Raw genomic sequence first — 20,396 nt, 5'->3', positions numbered from 1 at the left:
GCCGAGCGGGCAGTGGCGAAAAACTCGGCCTCGATCTGCTCTCATAATGCCGAGATTGTTGACGAGGATATCGACCGAACGCTCGGCCTTGGCAATGATCGCGGCACCCTCGGCGCTGGCTGCATCCGCGACAACCCCGATGATGTCAGAATCAGCGGACGCCTTGATATCGGCAATCGCGCTGTCGAGTTTCTTGCGGTCGCGTCCCGTAATGACAACGCGAGCGCCCTCGCCGGCACTATTGCCTGAACGGAGGATCATCAATGCCGCGGATTCCGATGGAACGCTCCGGCGAAATGTAAGTGTTTGCACGCGTCGTGCAGGACGGGGGATTCTCCGCTGCCGCCCGCAATCTCGACATCGCTCCGTCGGCTGTGAGTAAATTGATCGCACGCCTGGAAGCGAGGCTCGGCACGCGTCTTCTGGTGCGGACAACTCGCGCTCTGACGCACACGGAAGAAGGTGAGGCCTATCATCATGCCGCGCTGAGGATCCTGCAGGCTGAATGACGCGGATCAGCAGGCGGCGGGAGGCGCCGCGCGAGGGCGGCTTAGGATCAAAACGACAATTCCGTTCGGCACGATGTTCGTGGCGCCGGTGGTGCCGGAGTTCATCGCGCGGAAGCGCTTCGCGATAATTCCAATGCTCCCAGGAGGCAAACCGACGCGGTAAGTCGACCATGTTGCTTCATCCGTTGAGGAGGTTACCTTGCCAGAACGTGATCGCCAAAATCGCCGAATAGGTGAGATGATGAGCCAACTGATCGGCGCCATGCAACACCCAAAATGAACGCCCAGCCGGCCGGCGAACTTCTCAGGTATCTGGGCGTCTACTACACGATAAGCACGGCGTCGCATTTCGCCGTCGGCGCGCGCTTCATCTGCCAGCCGGGTGCAGCCGAGTTCGCTCGATTTCACCACTAAATCGCAAAAAGCCCCGCGGCCGTTGCCACCGCGGGGCTCTCGACGCCTCACCCGGGAGAGGGGATCAGGCCGCCTGGACTTTACGGTTTGTGCGGGCCCATTCGGGCAGCCAGTCGCCGTGGGCGGCGAGCAGGTCGTCGACCAGCGACCAGATCTGGTCTAGGTCGAGTTCGGCCGCCGTATGCGGGTCCATCATCGCGGCGTGGTAGATGTGCTCGCGATTTTCGGTCATCAGCGCCTGCACCGTCAGTTCCTGCACGTTGATATTGGTGCGCATCAGCGCCGTCAGCTGCGGCGGCAGATCGCCGATGAAGGTCGGCTGGATGCCAGAGGCGTCGACCAGGCAGGGCACTTCGGCAGCGCAATTTTCCGGCAGCGAGGTGATGCAGCCATTGTTGCGGAGATTGCCGTAGATGACAGAGGGTTCGCCGGTCCAGACCGAGTTGATGATCGAGGAGGCATATTCCTTCGACGGCTTGACCTCGATCTTGTCGGCGCTGCGGTAGGCCTCGGCCTGGCCCTTCCAGCGCTCGATCTGCTCGATGCAGCGCTTCGGGTATTCATCGAGCGGAATGCCGAATTTCTCGATCAGGTCCTCGCGGCCCTCCTTGATGAAATAGGGCGTGTATTCGGCGAAATGCTCCGAGCTTTCGGTGACGAAATAGCCGAGCCTGGTCAGCATCTCGTAGCGCACCTTGTTCGGGCAGCGCGGGTTCCAGCCTGGCTTCGGCGCCCTGCCCTCGCGATAGGCGCGCAGGAGATCGGGATAGAGGTTGCGGTAGGAGCCGTCGCCCTGGCGATGCTCGAATTTGAGATAGAAGGCCATGTGGTTGATGCCGGCGGCGCGGTAGCGGATCTCCTCGTAGGGAATGTCGAGATCGTGGGCGAGCTCCATCGCCGTGCCCTGCACCGAATGGCAGAGGCCGACCTGGCGGATCGTCGGATATTTCTCCGATATCGCCCAGGTGTTGATCGCCATCGGGTTGACATATTGCAGCATGATCGCCTCGGGGCAGACGGCCAGCATGTCCTCGCAGACCTTCCAGAGATGCGGCACGGTGCGAAGCCCGCGCATGATGCCGCCGACGCCGAGCGTATCGGCGATCGTCTGGCGCAGCCCGTATTTCTTCGGCACCTCGAAGTCGGTGACGGTGCAGGGTTCGTAGCCGCCGATCTGAAAGGCGACGACGACGAAATCGGCGCCTGAAAGCGCCTTGCGCTGATCGGAATAGGTCTCGGCCTTGGCCTTGACGCCGAGCGTCGAGATCAGCTTGTTGACGACGATGGCGCTTTCCTCAAGCCGCTGCGGATTGAGATCCATCAGCGCGATCGTCGCGCCCGAGAGTGCGGGACGCTGCAGCACGTCGCCGATGATGTTCTTCATGAAGACGGTGGAGCCAGCTCCGATGAAGGTGATTTTGGGATTTCCTGCCATTATAGCCTCCGGCATTCGATAATCATGCTACCTCGAAAGCGGCCTTGACGAGCCGTTCGGTGTAGGCGGTCTTGGGATTGGTGAGAACTTCGTTGACGGGCCCCTCTTCGACGATCCTGCCATGCTGCATGACGATGACGCGATGGCAGAGCGCCCGGACGACCTTGAGGTCGTGGGAGATGAAGAGGTAGCTCAAGCCCCGCTCGTCCTGCAGCTTGCGCAGCAGTTCGATGATCTGCGCCTGGACGGACAAGTCGAGTGCGGATGTCGGCTCGTCGAGCAGGATGAATTCCGGCTCCAGCGCGATGGCGCGCGCGATTGCGATGCGCTGGCGCTGGCCGCCGGAAAATTCATGCGGGAAACGCGACAGGATATTACCCGGCATGCCGGCGGCGACGAGCGCCTCGCGCACCCGGTCCTGCCGTTCGCCACGGGTGGCGCCCAGCCGGTTGACGACGAGGCCCTCCTCGATGATCTGGCCGATCGTCATGCGTGGGTTGAGCGAGGAGAACGGATCCTGGAACACCACCTGCATGCGGGCGCGCAGAGGCCGCATCCCGGCGCGGGAAAGGCCGTGGATCGGCTGACGGTCGAAATGGATCTCGCCCGCCTGGGGCGTGTTCAACCGCAGGATCGCCTGGCCGAAGGTCGTCTTGCCGGAACCGGATTCGCCGACAAGGCCGAGCGTCTCGTGACGGCGCAGCGAGAGATCGAGGCTGTCGACGGCGACGAGCTCGCGCATCTCCGGTTTGAGGAAGGTGCCATGGCGCAGCATGAAGGCGACCCGCACACCCTTGGCATCTAGGATGACATCCGATCCCGCCGGCAGCGGATTGGCTTGCCCACGCGGCTCGGAGGCGAGCAGATGCCGCGTGTAGGGGTGCTGGGGATTGGCAAAGAGCGCCTCGGTGACATTGTGCTCGCGCACCTCGCCATGCTGCATCACATAGACGTAATCAGAGAACTGCCGCACCACCGTCAGATCATGCGTGATGAGGATGACGGCCATCCCCAGCTCTTTCTGCAGGTTGCGGATGAGGTTCAGGATCTGCGCCTGCACTGTGACGTCGAGCGCCGTCGTCGGCTCGTCGGCGATCAAGACGTCGGGATCGTTGGCGAGCGCCATGGCGATCATCACGCGCTGACGCTGGCCGCCGGAAAGCTGATGCGGATATTGCTTCAACCGCGCGGCGGGATCGGGGATCTGCACATGTTCGAGCAGTTCCAGCGCCCGCTTTTCCGCATCCCTCCGGCTCACGCGGCGGTGCACGCGGATCGCCTCGACGATCTGGCTGCCGATCGTATAGATCGGGTTCAGTGAGCTCATCGGCTCCTGGAAGATCATCGAGATGCGATCGCCGCGGAGCTTGCGGCGGGCCCGCTCGGAGAATTTCAGGATGTTGCTGCCGTCATAGGAAACCGTCGACTTGTCGGAGACGACGGCGCGCTTCGACAGGAGCCCCATCACCGTGCGCGCCGTCACCGACTTGCCGGATCCGGATTCACCGACGATGGCGATCGTCTCGCCGCGGTAGAGCTGGAAAGAGACGTCCTTGACGGCTTCGACGATGCCATGCTCGACCTTGAAATTCACCGCCACGTTGCGGGCGTCGATGATCGGGGTATCCGAGCGGCCATCATGGTCGTGACGGACGGGCGGGGCGAAGGAATTGACAAGTGCAAGAGCCATATCGATCACCTCAATAAGGATCGACCGCGTCGCGCAGTCCGTCGCCGAGCGCATTGAAGGCGAAGACGGTGACGAGCACGAAGCCGACGGGAGAGAGAATCCAGGGGTAGGAACCGATGACCGAATAGGTCGCCGTATCCTGCAGCATCAGCCCCCAGGAAATCAGCGGCGGCTTGACGGCAAACCCTAAGAAACCGAGGAAGGATTCGAGCAGCACGACGCTCGGTATGTGCAGCGTCACCGCGACGATGACATGGCTCATCACGTTCGGCAGGATATGCTGGATGATGATGCGCTTGTCGGTGGCGCCGACGGCCATCGCCGCCCGGACATAATCGATGCGGGCAAGCGCGAGCGTCTTGCCGCGGACCTCGCGCGACATCTGCGCCCAGCCGAGCGCCGACATGACGACGATGACGAAGGCGAGGAAGACATTGGTCGGCGCCGTCACCGGGATCAGCGAGGTCAATGCGAGATAGAGCGGCAGCTGCGGGAAGGCGAGCACCAGTTCGACGAAACGCTGCAGCCAGATGTCGAAGGTGCCGCCGAAATAGCCCGACACCATGCCGACCGTCGTGCCGATGAGCGTGACGATGAAGACCACGGTCAGTGCGATCATCAGCGAGATGCGCGAGCCGATGATGGCGCGCGACAGCACGTCGCGGCCGAATTTGTCGGTGCCGAGGAAATGCACCGGCTGGCCGTCGACCGAGCCGAAGAAGTGTCGGTTCGCGGGGATCAGGCCGAACAGCTTGTACTCAGCGCCCTTTACAAAGAAGCCGAGCAGCCGCGGATTGTCGTAATCGACGCCGACGATCGGCTGGAAGGTGACGGGATCGAGCTCCTCGGAATCCGACAGCGCATAGACGCGCGGCTGGAAGACGAAGTTTCCGTCCTTGTCGTGGAAGCTCATCACCTGCGGCGGCGCGAAGCCGACATCGGTCGCCTTCGGATCCATCGGCGCGAAGAAATCAGCAAAGACCGCCATTATGAGCAAGAGCCCGACAAGCACGAGCCCGGCCACGCCAGTCCAGGAGCGCCGCAGCCGGCGCCAAACGAGCGCGAGATAACTTTCGCTGCCATGCGAAGGCTTTTTGATCGCGGGTTCGGTTGTCGGGGGCGTGTCGGAAGAATCGAAAGCAAGCATCTCAGGCTCCTCCGAACTGGCGCACGCGGGGATCGAGCAGAGCGAGCAGCATGTCGGCGATGATATTGCCGACGATCAGAGTCGCGGACAGCACCATCATGAAGGTCGCCGTGACATAGACGTCGCCGATCGCCATCGAGCCGACGATCGCCGGGCCGACAGTCGGCAGCGCGAAGATGATCGCGGTTTCGATCTCACCCGTCAGCATGTAGGGCAGCACCACGCCCTGATACATGACGAGCGGATGCAGCGCGTTCGGCACCGCATGGCGCATCACCACTGCGCCGCCGGAGAGCCCCTTTGCCTTCGCCGTCTCGACATATTGCGCATTCAGCGTGTCGAGCAGATTGCCGCGCATGACGCGCATATTGTAGGCGAGCCCGCCGAAGGTGGCGATCGCCACAACAGGCCAGACATGGCTGACGAGATCGACGAATTTCGCCCAGGACCAGGGCGCGCCGCCATACTGCGGCGAGAAGAAGCTGCCGATCTCGGTCACGTTGAACTGAAAGACCAGGAGATAGACGATGATCAGCGCCATCAGGAAGCGCGGCACCGTCATGCCGAGAAAGGAGATTCCCGAAAGCATGCTGTCGATCCAGCTATATTGGCGCGTCGCGGCCCAGATGCCGAAGCCGATGCCGAGCAGGGAGGCGAAGATGTGGCAGACGAGCGCCAGGAGCAACGTCCGCGGCAGACGCTCGCCGACGACGTCGGCGACCGGCTTGTTGTAGAACATGCTGTAGCCGAAATCGCCGCGTGTGACGATGCCGCCGATCCAGTTGACATATTGGACTACCATCGGCTTATCGAGGCCGTGCTCGATCCGGTAGGCTTGCGCCTGCGCTTCGGCCTGGGCGTAGGATGCGCCGCCCTGATTGATCAGCTGGGATCTTATATAATCGGCATAGTCGCCGGGCGGGGCCTGGATGATCGCGAAAGTCACCACGCTCAGGATGAAGAGAACGGGGATCGCGGAGGCTATTCGCACGAGCAGGAATCGTAACATCGAACGGTTCGCTTCTCCTTGCAGCCAGTCGCTCCTTGTCAGCGCGGCCGGCTCGTTGGTCATATCAGGCCGCGCGCGGCACGCGCGGCCCGAACTCACTTCAGCTGGGAGGGAACTCCAGCGCGTCGCATCAGCTGCGACGCGTCTTTGTTTCATGCATCAGTTGATCGGGCCCTTGTCGCCGGGCTTGCCGGGCAGCTGCTCTGCGAACAACTCGTATTTGCCCTGCTTCTCGGCAGCCACCCACAGGCGTTCGCGGATGATCGAGTCTTCAGCCCAGTTGAACATCATGATCGGCGTGCCCTGCGGCACGTTCGAGAAGCGCTTGTTGATGATCAGGGCGCCCGGATATTCCGTCAGGCCCACAGTGTTGACGTGCGCGGTAGAGATCTTCTGATACTGCTTCATCAGGCCGACCCGCTCGTCATTGCTCTGGCTCGCCCTGAACTTGTTGACGACGTCGACAAGCTCCTTTTCGAAGGGCATAAGATCGAGCTGGTCATCCTTGCCGGCCCGATGGTGCCAGCTGGTGCGCGGGCCGACAGGGGCGAGCTGCTCGGTGTTCTGCACCACCGAAGACAGCTCCGTCGTGTTGCGCTGGATCAGCCAGTCGAAGCGGCCGGCATAATGGGCGTCGTCACGCTTGGCGCCGTCGAGCGCATTGATGACGATCTTCAGGCCGAGCTTCTCCATCTGGCCGACAACACCTTCGGCAAGGCTCTTGTCGGTCGTATACTGATTGTTGATCAGCATGACGATTTCGACATCCTTGCCGCCCGCCGTGCCGGCAGGGAAGTTCACGATGCCGTTGCCATCGGTGTCCTTGAGGCCGGCCTTGGCCAGTTCCGCCTTGGCGCCGGCGAGATCGAAGGGATAATAGACGGTAGAGTTACGGTCGTAGAAGCTGGTGCCGGAGGAAAGCCCGCCGGGATAGATCGCCGTGAACGGCCCCTTGACCAGCGAGTCGCCGATCGCCTTGCGATCGAGCGCCATGGTGACGGCCTTGCGGAAATCCTCGTTTCGATTGAGCTCGCGGATCGCCTGGCCGCGCTCGTCCGGGTTGCCCCAGCCATTGGCGGAGAAGTTCATGCGCAGGTTATAGCCGATCAGGCGCGGACCAAAGGCAAGCCGGGCGGGCGCGGTCTTTTCGGCGGCGCGCTTCAGCGAAGCGACGAAGTTTTCCGGCTGCTCCAGGTTGGAGATATCGGCGGAACCGGCCACTGCCTGAACGTCACGGTCGGCCCAGGTCGAGAGCTTGTAATGCAGCTCGTTGAGGTAGGGCAACTGATTGCCCTTCTCGTCGACCTTCCAGTAATAGGGGTTGCGGCGCATGACGATGATGTCGTCAGGACGATATTCGACAGGCACCCAGGCGCCCATCACAGGCATGTTCATGAACTCCGGCGGGAAGGCGTTCTTGAACTGGTCGTAGGTGTTCTTCGAATACTTCGGATGCTGGGGCTTGAGGATATGCGACGGACCCGGGCAGAAGTTCGGGTAGGACATCGTGTAGAGATATTGCTTCGGGAAGGCTTCCTTGAAGGTCCATTCGATGGTGTAGTCGTCGATCTTCTTCAGCGTCGTGCCGACACCGAAGGCCTCCGGCGAGGCGCCGCCGCCAAGCGGCGAGACGTTCGGATCGATGACTTCGTCCTCCCAGTAGAACATGATGTCGTCGGCACTGAACGGCTGGCCGTCGGACCACTTGGCGCCTTCGATCAGATGCATGGTGAGCTTATGGCCGTCCTCGGACCACTCCCAGCCCTTGGCGAGATTTGGCAGCGGCTCGGTATCCTGAGCCTTCACCTGAAAGAGCGGCGCGGTGCGCGTCAGGCATTCGGAAAGGCCGATATCGATGCCGCCCCAGCCCTGCGTCTGACCGGCGCCGTAGTTCCAGCCTTCCGGCCGGCCGCCGATGACGTGGCGCATCGTATCGCCGTATACGCCGATACCGTCGGGCATATTGCCTGTCTTAAAGACCAGCGGCTCCTTCGGCAGCCGCTCCTTGACCGGCGGTAGCTTGCCGGCGGCGACGAAATTCTTCGTGACCCAGTCGGGCTCGTGATATTCGGTCAGCGCCTTGAACTCCAGGATGGAGTCACGCGCGACATAGTTGATCTTGCCTTCGGCCGGAAATTCCGGCGGCACCGGCGGCACGGTCGGTTCGGAAGCATAGGCATTCAGCGCCATGACCGACACTCCGAGCGCCAGACCGGCGAGAATGCCTGTTTTGCGGAAATTCATCATCGTTTCTCCCTCTTTTTCGGAGCGCGGCTCACGCGGCTCCCTTTCCTCGCACGATGTGAAAACGGGCCCGGTGTCATGGATTTCCCTCCCGGAAACCGATGACGACCCATCGTTCACGCGATTCACACGGCCTGTTTCAGAGCCGCCTTTTCCGCACGCAGCTCCTCGATCGAGCGGACGTTGCGGCGTGCAGCACCCGCCCAGTCACGGGTCTGCACCTTCGATCTCGACAGCCGCTCCTTGGCGGCCGGCACGGCGTCGGCATATTGCGGCAGCCAGCGCGCCTGGGCGACGACCATCTCGTCGACCATCTGCCAGACCTCCTCAGGCGTCGCCACGGCGCCGACCAGCGGATCGTGCAGCACTGCAAGCTTCAAGAGCTCGATATCGCCCGATATGGCCGCATGCACCGACATGCGCTGGACGTTGATCGAGGCGATGCAGGTCGCCGCACAGGCTTCCGGCAGGGTGACGCCGGAGACCATATTGATGCCGAAGCGATCGACGAAGCCGGGCGATTCGATGATCGCATCCGACGGCAGATTGGTGATGACGCCGTTGTTCTTGACGTTGAAATGGCCGCGATAGACCCGGTTGGTCTCCAAAGCCTCCAGAATGTGGCTCGCATGTTCGTTCGAGCGCCTAGCGGGATCGATCGGCTTGGAGGCGGATTCGAGGAATTGCGGGAACTCCGTCTCGAACCAGTTGCGCGTTTCCGTCGAGTGACGGAGGTAGCCGCCGGTCTCGCCATGGATCCAGTCGGACATGTCGATCCAGCGGGTGATCTCCTCCGGCCGCTTGCGGTACCAGGGCAGATATTCCGAGAGGTGGCCGTTGCTCTCGGTGGAATAGACGCCGAAACGCTTCAGCACGTCGATGCGCAATTTCTCCTGCTGCGAATAGACGGGATGCGCCTCGAAGGCCGCGACCAGCTCGTCCTTGCCGATCCTGCGGCCGTTGAGGCGCAGATCGATGAACCAGGTCTGGTGGTTGATGCCGGAGCAGATGTAATCGAGTTCGCTCACCGACTTGGCGCCGAGCACCTCGGCGATCTGTTCGGCGCCGTGCTGCACACCGTGGCAGAGGCCGACGGTGTCAACCTTGCCGTATTCGATCGCCGCCCAGGTGTTCATCGCCATCGGGTTGGCATAGTTCAGGAATTTCGCGCCGGGCTCGGCGACCTCTCTTATGTCCTTGCAGAAATCGAGGATGACGGGGATATTGCGCTGGCCATAGAGAATGCCGCCGGCGCAGATCGTATCGCCGACGCACTGGTCGATGCCGTATTTCAGCGGGATCCTGATATCGTCTGCATAGGCCTCCAGCCCACCGACCCGGACGCAGCTGATGATGTAACGCGCGCCTTCCAGCGCCTTGCGCCGGTCGGTCGTCGCCGTCACCCGGGTCGGCAGCTTGTTCGCCTCGACGACACGGTCGAGGATCGCCTTGATCATCTCGAGGTTATGTTCGCTGATATCGGTCAGCGCAAATTCGATGTCGCGAAACTCCGGAACGCACAATATATCGGTGAACAGCTTCTTGGTGAAACCGACGCTGCCCGCACCGATGATAGCGATTTTGAAACTCATGATCTTCACCTCGACCCAATCGAATGCTAGAGAAAAGATGATATGGAGGACCAGGCCGCATGCGGGCGCATGTGGTTGAAAAAGCCGTGAAACTGCCTGTTTTCCTCCCGGCCTCTGTGCTGGCCGTGGTCTCTTCCTCTTGTCGATGGCGATTATGCCGAAAATCCGCAAGCCGACCAGAGAAGGATTATGCTTTCAGGGGTAATTTTGTGCTGCAGGAATTGATCACCAATGGACAGGCGATGAGGACGGTTTCGCTGCCTCGCGGAGGCCAGCGGCTGCATGCTATGCCGACGAGTGCCGGGTACGAAGTGCGCGAGAACGAGACCTATGACTGGGACGGCCGCCGCCGCGGCCAGACTCCTTTCACCGTGCTGCAACACACGATCAGCGGCACCGGCCGGCTGCGCTACCAGAACCGCAACTATCGGCTCCAGGGCGGCGATACGCTGCTCGTTTTGGTGCCGCACAATCACCGCTACTGGCTGGAGAAGGGAGACCGCTGGGAATATTTCTGGATCTCGATGAACGGCGAAGAAACCTTGCGCATCCACAAGCTGGTGCTGGCGACCGCGGGCCCGGTGTTGAAGCTGCAGCCTTCGACGATCGATCACCTCGCCGATTGCAGCCTGCGCCTCCTCAAAGGGGCGACGTCGCCGGGGGCCGCCTCTGCGATTGCCTATGAAGCGGCGATGGCGCTCTATGACGATGTCTTCGGCTCACCGGCCTTTACCGCCGAGCTCAGATTGATGCAGCCGGTGATCGACCATATCAACGCCAATCTCGACAAACCGCTGCCGGTCAGCGAACTAGCGAGCATCGTCGGCCTCAGCCGCGCCCATTTCTCACGCAGCTTCGCCGAGAGCGAAGGCATGCCGCCGGCCGAATTCGTGCTGCAGCAGCGGCTGCAGCGGGCCGTCAAGCTGCTGACCAAGGCCGACTTCCTGCCGGTCAAGGAAGTCGCCATCATGTGCGGCTTCGAGGATGCCAATTATTTCTCGAAGGTCTTCCGCCGCGTCTACGGCACCAATCCGACCGAGTTCCGAACAACCGGGATGTATGCCAGCATCGGCAGGCCGAAATAACTTCGGTCCTGGAGCCGATTCAGGCCCGGACCTCGAACACCATGTTGAACGGCGTTTCCGTCGCCCGACGGAAATGCGTGAATCCGGCGTCGAGCGCCACCTTCCGCAGCTTCCCTCCCGGCGCGTGATAAGGGAGACCTAAATTAGGACCTGTCGACATTCAGTCAATCAACCCTCCCTCACCCAATGAGCGTAGGTCGTCGAAGGTCGCGCAGGCCAGCAGCCGCCTGGTGCTGGGCATCATCTGCTTGCTTTCTCAGCCTGCGGGCACATCTTCATTGCTGACCCAGGACAAGGAACGGAGTCTCAATGCAGGGCGGTTCTTCAGGTCTATCTCCAGCTCAGTGCCGCGCCGCGCGGGCGCTCATCGCGTGGTCGGAGGAGGAGCTGTCTTCAGCCTCGAAGGTGGCCAAGGCGACGATTGCCGGTTTCGAGGCCGGAACGCTTCTCCCCGATGAGCAGACGCTCCAGGATATGAAGCGTAGCCTGGAAGCTGGAGGCGTGTTTTTCATTGCGGAAAATGGCGGCGGCGCTGGCGTTCGCTTGGCAAGATCGGCATCGGCTTCTATAGACACTGACGAGACCGAGACGGTCCAATACGAAGAATATCTCAAAAACGACGCCCCTCCCGGCGCTGGCGGTTGAATGGCAAAGAAACAGAAGCTTGAGCACTCCGAGTTGGCGGGGGAATTCACCGAAGACGGGGTTACGGTGCTCGTCGATATCTTTCGAGCCGCCGGCAGCAATGGAGACTGGACGATGGAAGTCGTCACCCAGGCAGAGGACCTGATCAAGTGGGACGAGCCTTTCGCGACCGACCGCGAAGCTTTCGACGAATTCCTCGCGGTCGTGGCGCGGGACGGCATCCGCTCCTTTCTCGACGATGAAGAACCTTCCGTGCATTGAGGGGCAGCCGTGAAAAGCATCAATGATCTCGTCGCCTCGGCGAAAACCGTCTGCGAGCGATATCGGGCGGGGCGGATGGAGCGCGAAACCGTGCGCGAGTGGGTTCTCCGGCTCGGCGCCTATCCCCCGCCGCACGGCGACCGCGTGCGCGAAGCGGCCGAATGGTTCCGCCTGCACAATCGCGAGCCTGTTTCAGAAGACATCGTGCTCGGGGATATCGATCGGCTCGAGGCGATTTCAGCGCCGTGATTCGGGCGTGCAAGCTCTTTCTCGAATAGCTCCAGCCTCGATCCGGACTGGCGCGTTTGCGCCGTTACTCGGCGGCGTAGGACCAATGGCGATTGTGAGCCTTATGCATAATGGCTCATCGCAGCTTCGATACGGAGAGGTCTGGGGGTTTTGCAGCTTCGGCAAGTGTGACACGCTCACGAGGCTGAAATCGCTCCTGCATCTCACGCGAGAAGCGCAAGCCAAGCGGCTAGGTAATTTCAATTCGTGCGGAAGTAGAAGGAACAGCACGTGGCAGCATTTCCGGAAAAGGCAAAGGTCGTCATCATCGGGCTCGGCGGCATCGTCGGCGCCTCCATCGCTCACCATCTCGTCGAGCGGGGATGGGACGACATCGTCGGCATCGATAAGTCGGGAATACCCACCGATATCGGCTCGACAGCCCATGCCTCGGATTTCTGTTATACCACTAGCCACGACTATCTGTCGGTCTGGACCACGCAATATTCGATCGATTTCTACGAGAAGATGGGCCATTACGCCCGCATCGGCGGCCTCGAAGTGGCGCGCACCGGCGACCACGCCTGGATGGAGGAAATCAAGCGCAAGCTTTCCTCGGCCCGCGCTTTCGGCACACGCGCCCATTATGTCAGCCCTGCCGAGATCAAGGAGAAGTTCCCGCTGATCGAGGAAGATCAGGTGATGGGCGGCCTCTTCGATCCCGACGCCGGCCTCGTCATTCCGCGTTCGCAGACCGTTGCCGGCAAGCTGGTCGATAGCGCCGAAAAGGCAGGCAAGCTCAAGGTTTTCGGCAATACGCCGGCGAAGTCGCTGATCGTCGAAGGCGGCCGCATCAAGGGCGTCGTCACTCATCGCGGCACGATCATGGCCGACCATGTCATCGTCTGCGCCGGCCTGTGGGGCCGCCTGATCGCGGAAATGGTCGGCGAAGACCTGCCGGTCATGCCGGTTGACCACCCGCTCACCTTCTTCGGTCCCTATAACGAGTTTGAAGGCACCGGCAAGGAAATCGGCTTCCCGCTGCTGCGCGACCAGGGCAACTCCGCCTATATGCGCGATACCGGCGACCCGGCGACGACAGAGGGCGGCCAGATCGAGTGGGGTTATTACGAAGCCACCAATCCGCGCATGTGCCATCCGCGCGAACTTCTCGAAAAACACGAGGCGCGGCTTTCGCCCTCGCAGCGCGACCTTGAGATGGAACAGATCATCGAGCCGCTCGAGCGCGCCATGGAACTGACGCCGATCCTCGGCGAACTCGGCTATAACGAAGGTCACTCCTTCAACGGCCTGCTGCAGGTTTCCGCTGCAGGCGGCCCATCCTGCGGCGAGAGCCAGAAGGTGCGCGGCCTCTGGTATTGCGTTGCCATCTGGGTCAAGGATGGCCCGGGCTACGGCAAGCTGATCGCCGACTGGATGACCGACGGCCGCACCGAAATCGATCACAACAGCATCGACTACGCCCGCTTCTACCCGCATCAGCTGACGGAGGAGTTCATCGAAGGCCGCTGCTTCGAAGCCGCCCAGAAGATCTATTTCCCGGCGGTCCACACCCGCGAACCCTATGCATCCGGCCGCAACGTCAAGCGCTCGCCCTTCTACGAGCGGGAAAAGGAGCTTGGCGGCTACTTCATGGAACTGGGCGGCTGGGAGCGTGCGCACGGCTACGCCGCCAACGAGCACCTTCTGGAAAAATATGCCGACCGCGTCCCGGTTCGCGAGAACGAATGGGACAGCCGCCATTTCTGGCGCGTCTCGAATGCCGAACATCTGGCAATGAGCGAGGATTGCGGCATCGTCAATCTCAGCCATTTCCATATGGTCGATATCGAGGGGCCCGACCATGTCGAGCTGATGGAATGGCTGTGCGCCGCCAAGATCGGCGGCGATGCAAATATCGGCAAGGGCATCTACACCCACTTCCTCGACGACGAAGGCATGGTGCGCGCCGACTTCACGGTCTTCCGCATGGCCGACCGGTGCCGTCTCGTCAACGGCGCCGATGCCGGCCCGCGCGACCTGCACTATATGAAGCGCGTCGCCCAAGACCGTGGCCTTGACGTGACCATTACCGACGTCTCGGAAAAATTCGTCACGATCGGCATCTGGGGTCCGAACGCACGCGACACGCTCAAAAAGGCCGTCGCCGATCCGGCCGGGCTCGATCAGGAAAACTTCGCCTTCGCGGCGATCAAGCCGATCGAAATCGCCGGCAAGCCCGTCACCGCCTTCCGCATCTCCTATGTCGGCGAGCAGGGCTGGGAACTGCATATGAAGTACGAAGACGGCCTCGCCGTCTGGGACGCGCTGCGCGCGACCGGTGTGATGGCCTTCGGCGTCGAGACCTATGCGAATTCGCGCCGCATGGAGAAGAGCCTGCGCCTGCAGAACGCCGACCTCCTGACCCAGTACAACCTGATCGAAGCCGATCTTGCCCGTCCGAAGGTCAAGGAAGCCGACTTCCGCGGCAAGGCAAAACATCTTGAATACAAGGCGCGTGAGCATCAGCCCGCCATGCTCTGCACGCTTGTGATGACCGAGAATACCGACAAGTCGGGTGTCAAGCGTTATCCCGTCGGCAACCTCCCGGTTGTCGACCCCGCCACCGGAGAGGTTCTGGTCGACGAGCTCGGCCGCCGGTCGTACACGACCTCGATCGCCTACGGCCCGACAGTTGGCAAGAACATTGCTTTGGCCTACCTGCCCTGGTCGCATTGCCAGGTCGGCCGCAAGCTGAATGTCGAGTATTTCGCCGAGAGCTATCCGGTGGAGGTTGTCGGCGTCGGCTATAAGCCGATCTATGACCCGGAAAATCTGAAGCCGCGCACCTAAAGCGCGTCGCGAACTTTCACGTTCGACTGCCATGGCGCCGCAAACATGCGGCGCCACTTCCTATTGGTCGTCGCCATTTGCAGTTTCGACGCCATCGTCAGGCGCACGGCTGGGAATGAATCGTTTCGAGATCAGCCAGCAGCCGAGCGCCCAGAGCGCACCGGCGCACCATCCGGCGAAGACGTCCGTGGGGTAATGAACGCCGAGATAGATCCGGCTGAGACCGATGATGACGGCCAGGAAGACCCCGGCGCCCATGACGAAGATCCGCGTCGACCGGTAACGCTGGGTGCGCGCGACGAGCGCGCCGAGCGTCAGATAGGTCACCGCCGAGGCCATGGCGTGCCCTGAGGGAAAACTGAGATCGCTGACCTCGATCAGATGCGGCACGACATCGGGACGCGGCCGCGCGATAAGGATCTTGAGCAGCGTGCTCGCGAGCCAGCCCGTCAGCACCGAGGAAAAGACAAAGATCGCAATCGGCCAGCGTCGGTCAAGCAAGAGATAGACGGTGATGAGAACCGTCAGCAGCGCCAGGACCGTGATGCCGCCGAGGCTGGTGATATCGTCGACGGCATGGGTCAGCCACGCCGGACCGATCGGCACGGCAAGATCGTCCGCCCGTCGCAGCGCCAGCAAAACCGCCTCGTCGAAACGGAAGGTTTCCCCCTCGAGAACTTCGCTCGTCAGCCGCTGCAGCACGAATAGCCCGCCTGCGACGGATGCCAGCATGATCAGCGTCAGTGGCTCATAGGCATTGAGCCTCGCCAGGAAACCGCGTCGTTGAACCTCACTCATGCCGGCTTTCGAGCTCCCTTCATATCATGTCCATCCCCGCCAGATCGGCAAGGTGAGCCGCAATTTCAAGGCCTTGCAGCGTTCGGAGTTGTTCGAGGGCCTGATCCCCGCCCGATTTCAGATGACCGGTAGCAAAAGCTCAACTTTCTTTTGCTATGGCTTAAGCCAATTGTCCTGGAGGTTTCAGCGATGAAAATTCTGACCGCTGTGGTTGTAATGGCGGCCGCTCTGCAGCCGGTCTCCGCCTTCGGCGAGACCGAATGGATGGGCGGTGCGAGACAGTGGTCGGTCGGTTTTGTCAGCGAACAGCCTTCCTATTGCCGGCTGCTGTGGGACAGCGAAATCGGCAAGACAATGGAGTTCCGCCAGAGTGCCACGGAGACCTTCTGGCTGGTGGCGAAGAAGACATGGGACATTCCGGCCGACACCAAGACCGAGGTGACGCTGACCGATCGTACGCAGACGAAAGTGGTTGCGGCTGAATTCTTCGACAAGAACACGCTTCGCCTCTGGCCTCCGGGCAGCAAGGGAAGCGCCGGGCTGAAGAAGATCATCAAGAATTCCTTCTCTGGAACTCCCGACGTGCAACTGACCTTTGCCGGCGACGAAGGCGACTGGACGCTGCCGCTCTCGCGGGTCGACCAGCTCTATCCGACCTATGATGAATGCCTCGAGCGTCTCGAAGCCGGGGGAAAACCCAAGCAGGATTCCGCGACCAGCAAGCCTTTCTGACCGTTGCCGGTTCAGCCCATTGGCGGCGCAGTCTCGCGGATCAGGCTTCGCACGGCCTCGATATCGCCATTGAGCGGCCGATCGTCTCGATAATGGGAGACCTGCTGCCGCACGACCGCGTAGACAAGGTCCGTGCCGTGCGCCCGCGGCGCCGTCGCAGCCAGGAAATCATGCGCCTGGGCGGCGGCCATCAGCTCGATCGCCAGGATATATTCGGCATTGTCGATGACGGCGAGCAGCTTGCCGGCGGCAGCGGTCGGGTGGGCGAGGAAATCCTCCTGCAGGCCGGAGGTCAGGCCGCCATCCATCGCCGCGGGTGCGGCAAGGCGGCGGTTCTCGTTGCTGAGCGCGGCTGCGGTATATTGCGCGATCATGAAGCCGGAATGGCTGCCGGCATCGCTCGCGAGAAACGGCGGCAGACCGCTCACCAGCGGATTGACCAGCCGGTCCATGCGCCGTTCGCTGATCGCGCCGATCTGGCCCAGCGCAATCGCAAGGCTATCGGCTGCCTGCCCAAGGGCCGGGGCAACCGCATGCGCCTCGGAGGAGACGATCGGCTGCTCCGGCGTGCCCCAGACGGCCGGATTGTCCGTCACTGAAGCCAGTTCCTGGTCGACGGCGCGAGCGGAATTGTCGAAGACGTCGCGGGCGGCGCCATGGGCATGCGGCACCGAACGAAGGCTCAGCGCATCCTGGGTGCGCCGGCCGAAGGCGGCGGCGACAAGGCCGCTGCCGGAAAGGCGGGCGCGCAACGTCGCCCCGACCTTTTCGATGCCGGCGGACGGGCGCAGCTTCAGCACTGCCTCGTCGAAGGCGGCGATCTGGCAGCCTGCCGCTTCCAGCGTAAGCGCCGCGATGGCATCGGCCCAGTCGAGCAGCCGTTCGGCGCGCAAAAGTGCCGTGGCACTCAAGCCGGTGGCGCAAGCCGTGCCGTTGACGAGGCTCAAGCCCTCCTTGGCGCCGAGCACCCGCGGTTCGAGGCCGATCGCTTCCAGCGCGTCGCGGCCGCTCAGGCGTTCGCCGCCGAGCGTGGCGCTGCCTTCGCCGATTAGCACGAGCGCCGTATGGGCATTATGGGTGAGGTAACCCGCCGAGCCTTTCGACGGCACGTCGGGAATGCAATCATGCGCCAGCAGGGCTACGAGATGCTCGACGATCTCGCGCCGCACGCCGGAATGGCCGTGGGCGAAATTGGCAATCTGGGCGGCGATGATGGCCCGCACTTCGCGGGGCGCGAGCAGCGGCCCCACGCCGCAGGCATGGCTGAGCACGATGCTGCGCGACAACAGGCTCTGCGAGGCACGGTCGACCACCGTATCGGCCAGCGCCCCGACTCCGGTGTTGACGCCATAGGCGCGCACGCCGGTTTCGACGATGCGCGCGACGATGCGGCTTGCCTCGTCGACCCGCGCCCAGGCAGCCGGCGACAAGACAAGACTTTCCCCTGCGCCGACGCGGGCGACATCGCGCCAGCTCAGCAGCCTATCGAGAGTGATGGTCATTGACCCGTTCCGAAATGGCCGATGAACTGGCGGAAGGCGGGTGTCGCGCCGCCGGCAAACATCTCGTCCGGCGTTCCGCTGCTCTCGATCAGCCCTTCGCGCATGAAAACCACGCGGTTGGAGACGTTGCGGGCAAAACTCATCTCATGGGTGACGACGAGCATGGTCATGCCTTCCTCAGCCAGCGCGCGCATGACACGCAGCACCTCGCCGACCAGTTCCGGATCGAGCGCCGATGTCGGCTCGTCGAACAGCATGACCTTCGGCTTCATCGCCAATGCGCGGGCTATTGCGGCGCGCTGCTGCTGGCCGCCGGAGAGATGGGCGGGATAGGCATGGCGCTTGTCTGCGATGCCGACCTTTTCGAGCAGTGCCTCGGCCTCGGCGATGCATTCGGCGCGCGGCCGCTTCAACACGTGGATGGGCCCTTCGATGACGTTCTGCAGGATGGTCATGTGGGACCAGAGATTGAAGGACTGGAAGACCATGCCGAGCTCGGAGCGGATATGGTCCACCTGCTTCTGGCTGGCAGGCTTGCTGCGCCCGTTCTTGTGAACCATCTGAATATGCTCGCCGTCGACCCAGATCTCGCCGTCGCTCGCGACTTCAAGCAGGTTGATGCAGCGCAGGAAGGTCGATTTGCCGGAGCCCGAGGCGCCGAGCAGTGAGATTACATCGCCATCCTCGGCGTCGAGGGAAATGCCGCGCAAGACCTCGTGCGTGCCGAAGCTCTTGCGGATATTGCGAACCGAAAGTCGGGTGACGCCTGGCATGGTTGCTCCAATCAGGTCAAAAACGCCCACGCCTTCAGCGCCTGCGGAATCGCACGGCGGTGTCGGGAGAGCGAATATTCGAGCAGGGCCATGCCCTGCAGGATGATGAAGTTCAAAACGAGATAGATGATCGCCGCGCAGAGGAAGACTTCCATCGTGCGGTAGGTCTGCGAGATCAGCCGCTGGGCCACACCGGTGACCTCCCAGACGGTGACGAGGCTTGCAAGCGCCGTCGACTTCATCATCAGCACGATCTCGGTGGAATAGGCCGGCAGCGCGTGGCGGAAGGCGATCGGCGCCAGGATGCGGCGCACCAGCAGGAAGCCTGACATGCCGATCGAGCGCGCCGCCTCGATCTCCTTCGGCGAGACGGCGCGGATGCCGCCTCGGAAAATCTCCGCCGTGTAGCCGGCCGTGCAGAGCGCCAAGGACAGGATGGCGCAGACCATCGGCTCGCGCAGGAACGGCCAGAGGAACGAATAGCGGATGACACCGAACTGGCCGAGGCCGTAGAAGACCAGGAACATCTGGATCAAGAGCGGCGAGCCGCGGAAGACGAAGATATAGCCCTTGGCAAAGCCCGACAGCACCGGGTTGCCGCTGACCCGCATCCAGACGATGACGAGCGCCAGCAGACCACCGAAGAAGATCGACAGCGAAAACAGGATCAGCGTCGTCGGCACTGCTTTGAGCAGCGTGACCATGGTCGAGGCGAGAAAGGTGAAATCCATCGTCGCCTCCTTACGCCTGGCCCATGGCCGACGCCGGCATGCTGCGGTTGGCGCGGCGCTCGGCGCCGTTAAAGACGCGGTCCGAAAGGCTGGTCAGGATAAGGTAGAGCGCGCCGCCAGCGATGAAGAACAGGAAATATTGCCGTGTCGAGCCCGCCGCCACCTGGCTGGTGCGCATCAGTTCGGCAAGGCCGGTGACCGAGACCAGGGCAGAGTCCTTGAGGCTGAGCTGCCAGACATTGCCGAGGCCGGGTATGGCGAAGCGAAGCACCTGCGGCATGATGATGCGGCGAAAGCGCATGCCGCGATGCATGCCGATCGCCGAGGCGGCTTCGAGTTCGCCCTTGGAAATGGCGAGGAAGGCGCCGCGGAACACTTCCGCCTGATAGGAACCGGAAATGATGCCGACGGCAAGCGCGCCGGCGGCAAAGGAGGGCAGGCCGAGGAAGCCTTCGTAGCCCATCGCCTTGCCGATCGAGGTGACGGCCGAGGAGCCGCCGAAATAGATGAGGTAGATAATCAGCAGTTCCGGCACGCCGCGAAACACGGTGGTGTAGACGTTGCCGAGCGCGACGAGGAAAGGATTGCCGGAGAGTTTCGCTGCCGCGACGATCGCGCCCAGCACGGCGCCGATTGCAAGCGCCGTCCCGGTGACGGCGAGCGTCATCAGGGCGGCGACAATAAGCAGCGCGCCCCATCCCGTCGAGCCGAAGCCGAGCAGTTCCAAGCTTGCCATATCGTCCGTTCC

Annotated in this window: 18 protein-coding genes and 2 pseudogenes; 8 read left to right on the top strand and 12 right to left on the bottom strand. The window is 62.3% G+C overall.

Annotated features, from left to right (window positions below):
- Positions 1-12 precede the first annotated feature (12 nt).
- Positions 13-249, top strand: coding sequence for a hypothetical protein (locus J2J98_RS24470; RefSeq protein WP_207603709.1), 237 nt, complete (start codon positions 13-15; stop codon positions 247-249).
- Between the two features lie 53 nt (positions 250-302).
- Positions 303-645: pseudogene (locus tag J2J98_RS24465) on the top strand (LysR family transcriptional regulator); the annotation flags it as partial.
- Positions 646-987: 342 nt separating this feature from the next.
- Here the strand turns inward: J2J98_RS24465 and melA (J2J98_RS24460) are convergent.
- The 6 genes from melA (J2J98_RS24460) to melA (J2J98_RS24435) form a co-directional block, all read right to left on the bottom strand.
- The gene (gene melA / locus J2J98_RS24460) at positions 988-2,358 is read right to left on the bottom strand and encodes an alpha-glucosidase/alpha-galactosidase (protein ID WP_207603708.1); all 1,371 of its coding nucleotides are present in this window, start codon (positions 2,356-2,358) and stop codon (positions 988-990) included.
- 22 nt (positions 2,359-2,380) lie between these two features.
- Positions 2,381-4,048 (bottom strand): ABC transporter ATP-binding protein, encoded by a 1,668-nt coding sequence (locus tag J2J98_RS24455; RefSeq protein WP_064707285.1) that lies wholly within the window; start codon positions 4,046-4,048, stop codon positions 2,381-2,383.
- A 10-nt stretch (positions 4,049-4,058) separates the two neighbouring features.
- Positions 4,059-5,195 carry an ABC transporter permease gene (locus tag J2J98_RS24450; protein ID WP_064707286.1) on the bottom strand — a complete coding sequence of 379 codons (1,137 nt, stop codon included), beginning with the start codon at positions 5,193-5,195 and terminating at the stop codon, positions 4,059-4,061.
- Position 5,196: 1 nt separating this feature from the next.
- Positions 5,197-6,204 carry an ABC transporter permease gene (locus J2J98_RS24445; protein WP_064707482.1) on the bottom strand — a complete coding sequence of 336 codons (1,008 nt, stop codon included), beginning with the start codon at positions 6,202-6,204 and terminating at the stop codon, positions 5,197-5,199.
- 159 nt (positions 6,205-6,363) lie between these two features.
- Positions 6,364-8,451 carry an ABC transporter substrate-binding protein gene (locus J2J98_RS24440; RefSeq protein WP_207603707.1) on the bottom strand — a complete coding sequence of 696 codons (2,088 nt, stop codon included), beginning with the start codon at positions 8,449-8,451 and terminating at the stop codon, positions 6,364-6,366.
- A 122-nt stretch (positions 8,452-8,573) separates the two neighbouring features.
- Positions 8,574-10,040 (bottom strand): alpha-glucosidase/alpha-galactosidase, encoded by a 1,467-nt coding sequence (gene melA / locus J2J98_RS24435; RefSeq protein ID WP_207603706.1) that lies wholly within the window; start codon positions 10,038-10,040, stop codon positions 8,574-8,576.
- 59 nt (positions 10,041-10,099) lie between these two features.
- Here melA (J2J98_RS24435) and J2J98_RS24430 point away from each other — a divergent pair, with 59 nt between their 5' ends.
- Positions 10,100-11,125: an AraC family transcriptional regulator gene (locus J2J98_RS24430; protein WP_207603705.1), complete on the top strand. Its 1,026-nt coding sequence runs from the start codon at positions 10,100-10,102 to the stop codon at positions 11,123-11,125.
- 19 nt (positions 11,126-11,144) lie between these two features.
- Here the strand turns inward: J2J98_RS24430 and J2J98_RS30890 are convergent.
- Positions 11,145-11,273 (bottom strand): annotated as a pseudogene (locus J2J98_RS30890) (SAM-dependent methyltransferase); the annotation flags it as partial.
- 161 nt (positions 11,274-11,434) lie between these two features.
- Between J2J98_RS30890 and J2J98_RS24425 the strand changes: the two are divergent.
- From J2J98_RS24425 to J2J98_RS24410, 4 genes are all read left to right on the top strand, one after another.
- Positions 11,435-11,770, top strand: coding sequence for a helix-turn-helix domain-containing protein (locus tag J2J98_RS24425; protein WP_064707289.1), 336 nt, complete (start codon positions 11,435-11,437; stop codon positions 11,768-11,770).
- Complete coding sequence (locus tag J2J98_RS24420) at positions 11,771-12,031, top strand: hypothetical protein (RefSeq protein ID WP_064707290.1); 261 nt, start codon at positions 11,771-11,773, stop codon at positions 12,029-12,031.
- Positions 12,032-12,040: 9 nt separating this feature from the next.
- Positions 12,041-12,280 (top strand): hypothetical protein, encoded by a 240-nt coding sequence (locus J2J98_RS24415; RefSeq protein ID WP_064707291.1) that lies wholly within the window; start codon positions 12,041-12,043, stop codon positions 12,278-12,280.
- A gap of 270 nt (positions 12,281-12,550) precedes the next feature.
- Positions 12,551-15,112 (top strand): GcvT family protein, encoded by a 2,562-nt coding sequence (locus J2J98_RS24410; RefSeq protein ID WP_207603704.1) that lies wholly within the window; start codon positions 12,551-12,553, stop codon positions 15,110-15,112.
- A gap of 60 nt (positions 15,113-15,172) precedes the next feature.
- Here the strand turns inward: J2J98_RS24410 and J2J98_RS24405 are convergent, their stop codons facing one another.
- The gene (locus J2J98_RS24405; RefSeq protein WP_064713245.1) at positions 15,173-15,910 is read right to left on the bottom strand and encodes a phosphatase PAP2 family protein; all 738 of its coding nucleotides are present in this window, start codon (positions 15,908-15,910) and stop codon (positions 15,173-15,175) included.
- 189 nt (positions 15,911-16,099) lie between these two features.
- Here J2J98_RS24405 and J2J98_RS24400 point away from each other — a divergent pair, with 189 nt between their 5' ends.
- The gene (locus J2J98_RS24400) at positions 16,100-16,642 is read left to right on the top strand and encodes a hypothetical protein (protein ID WP_064707295.1); all 543 of its coding nucleotides are present in this window, start codon (positions 16,100-16,102) and stop codon (positions 16,640-16,642) included.
- An 11-nt stretch (positions 16,643-16,653) separates the two neighbouring features.
- Here J2J98_RS24400 and J2J98_RS24395 read toward each other — a convergent pair whose 3' ends face one another.
- Genes J2J98_RS24395 through J2J98_RS24380 form a run of 4 tightly spaced genes read right to left on the bottom strand, consistent with a single transcriptional unit; the run spans position 16,654 to position 20,384 of the window.
- On the bottom strand, positions 16,654-18,144 hold the full coding sequence (locus tag J2J98_RS24395; protein WP_207603703.1) for an HAL/PAL/TAL family ammonia-lyase: 1,491 nt from the start codon (positions 18,142-18,144) through the stop codon (positions 16,654-16,656).
- The gene (locus tag J2J98_RS24390) at positions 18,141-18,917 is read right to left on the bottom strand and encodes an ABC transporter ATP-binding protein (RefSeq protein WP_207603702.1); all 777 of its coding nucleotides are present in this window, start codon (positions 18,915-18,917) and stop codon (positions 18,141-18,143) included. The genes J2J98_RS24395 and J2J98_RS24390 overlap by 4 nt, the downstream gene beginning before the upstream one ends.
- Positions 18,918-18,928: 11 nt before the next feature.
- Positions 18,929-19,648 (bottom strand): ABC transporter permease, encoded by a 720-nt coding sequence (locus J2J98_RS24385; RefSeq protein WP_207603701.1) that lies wholly within the window; start codon positions 19,646-19,648, stop codon positions 18,929-18,931.
- A gap of 10 nt (positions 19,649-19,658) precedes the next feature.
- The gene (locus tag J2J98_RS24380; RefSeq protein ID WP_207603700.1) at positions 19,659-20,384 is read right to left on the bottom strand and encodes an ABC transporter permease; all 726 of its coding nucleotides are present in this window, start codon (positions 20,382-20,384) and stop codon (positions 19,659-19,661) included.
- Positions 20,385-20,396 lie beyond the last annotated feature (12 nt).

This window comes from Rhizobium bangladeshense, from assembly GCF_017357245.1.
Classification (GTDB): domain Bacteria; phylum Pseudomonadota; class Alphaproteobacteria; order Rhizobiales; family Rhizobiaceae; genus Rhizobium; species Rhizobium bangladeshense.
Note: the sequence above shows the minus strand (reverse complement) of the source record. Positions and strands in the feature narration are given on the sequence as shown.

Coding starts and splice junctions, on each gene's coding strand:
- melA (WP_207603706.1), bottom strand. CDS start 10,040: ATGAGTTTCAAAATCGCTATCATCGGTGCGGGCAGCGTCGGTTTCACC.
- J2J98_RS24430 (WP_207603705.1), top strand. CDS start 10,100: ATGCGGGCGCATGTGGTTGAAAAAGCCGTGAAACTGCCTGTTTTCCTC.
- J2J98_RS24450 (WP_064707286.1), bottom strand. CDS start 5,195: ATGCTTGCTTTCGATTCTTCCGACACGCCCCCGACAACCGAACCCGCG.
- J2J98_RS24380 (WP_207603700.1), bottom strand. CDS start 20,384: ATGGCAAGCTTGGAACTGCTCGGCTTCGGCTCGACGGGATGGGGCGCG.
- J2J98_RS24405 (WP_064713245.1), bottom strand. CDS start 15,910: ATGAGTGAGGTTCAACGACGCGGTTTCCTGGCGAGGCTCAATGCCTAT.
- J2J98_RS24400 (WP_064707295.1), top strand. CDS start 16,100: ATGAAAATTCTGACCGCTGTGGTTGTAATGGCGGCCGCTCTGCAGCCG.
- J2J98_RS24395 (WP_207603703.1), bottom strand. CDS start 18,144: ATGACCATCACTCTCGATAGGCTGCTGAGCTGGCGCGATGTCGCCCGC.
- J2J98_RS24420 (WP_064707290.1), top strand. CDS start 11,771: ATGGCAAAGAAACAGAAGCTTGAGCACTCCGAGTTGGCGGGGGAATTC.
- J2J98_RS24425 (WP_064707289.1), top strand. CDS start 11,435: ATGCAGGGCGGTTCTTCAGGTCTATCTCCAGCTCAGTGCCGCGCCGCG.
- J2J98_RS24455 (WP_064707285.1), bottom strand. CDS start 4,048: ATGGCTCTTGCACTTGTCAATTCCTTCGCCCCGCCCGTCCGTCACGAC.
- J2J98_RS24440 (WP_207603707.1), bottom strand. CDS start 8,451: ATGATGAATTTCCGCAAAACAGGCATTCTCGCCGGTCTGGCGCTCGGA.
- melA (WP_207603708.1), bottom strand. CDS start 2,358: ATGGCAGGAAATCCCAAAATCACCTTCATCGGAGCTGGCTCCACCGTC.
- J2J98_RS24385 (WP_207603701.1), bottom strand. CDS start 19,648: ATGGATTTCACCTTTCTCGCCTCGACCATGGTCACGCTGCTCAAAGCA.
- J2J98_RS24445 (WP_064707482.1), bottom strand. CDS start 6,204: ATGTTACGATTCCTGCTCGTGCGAATAGCCTCCGCGATCCCCGTTCTC.
- J2J98_RS24390 (WP_207603702.1), bottom strand. CDS start 18,917: ATGCCAGGCGTCACCCGACTTTCGGTTCGCAATATCCGCAAGAGCTTC.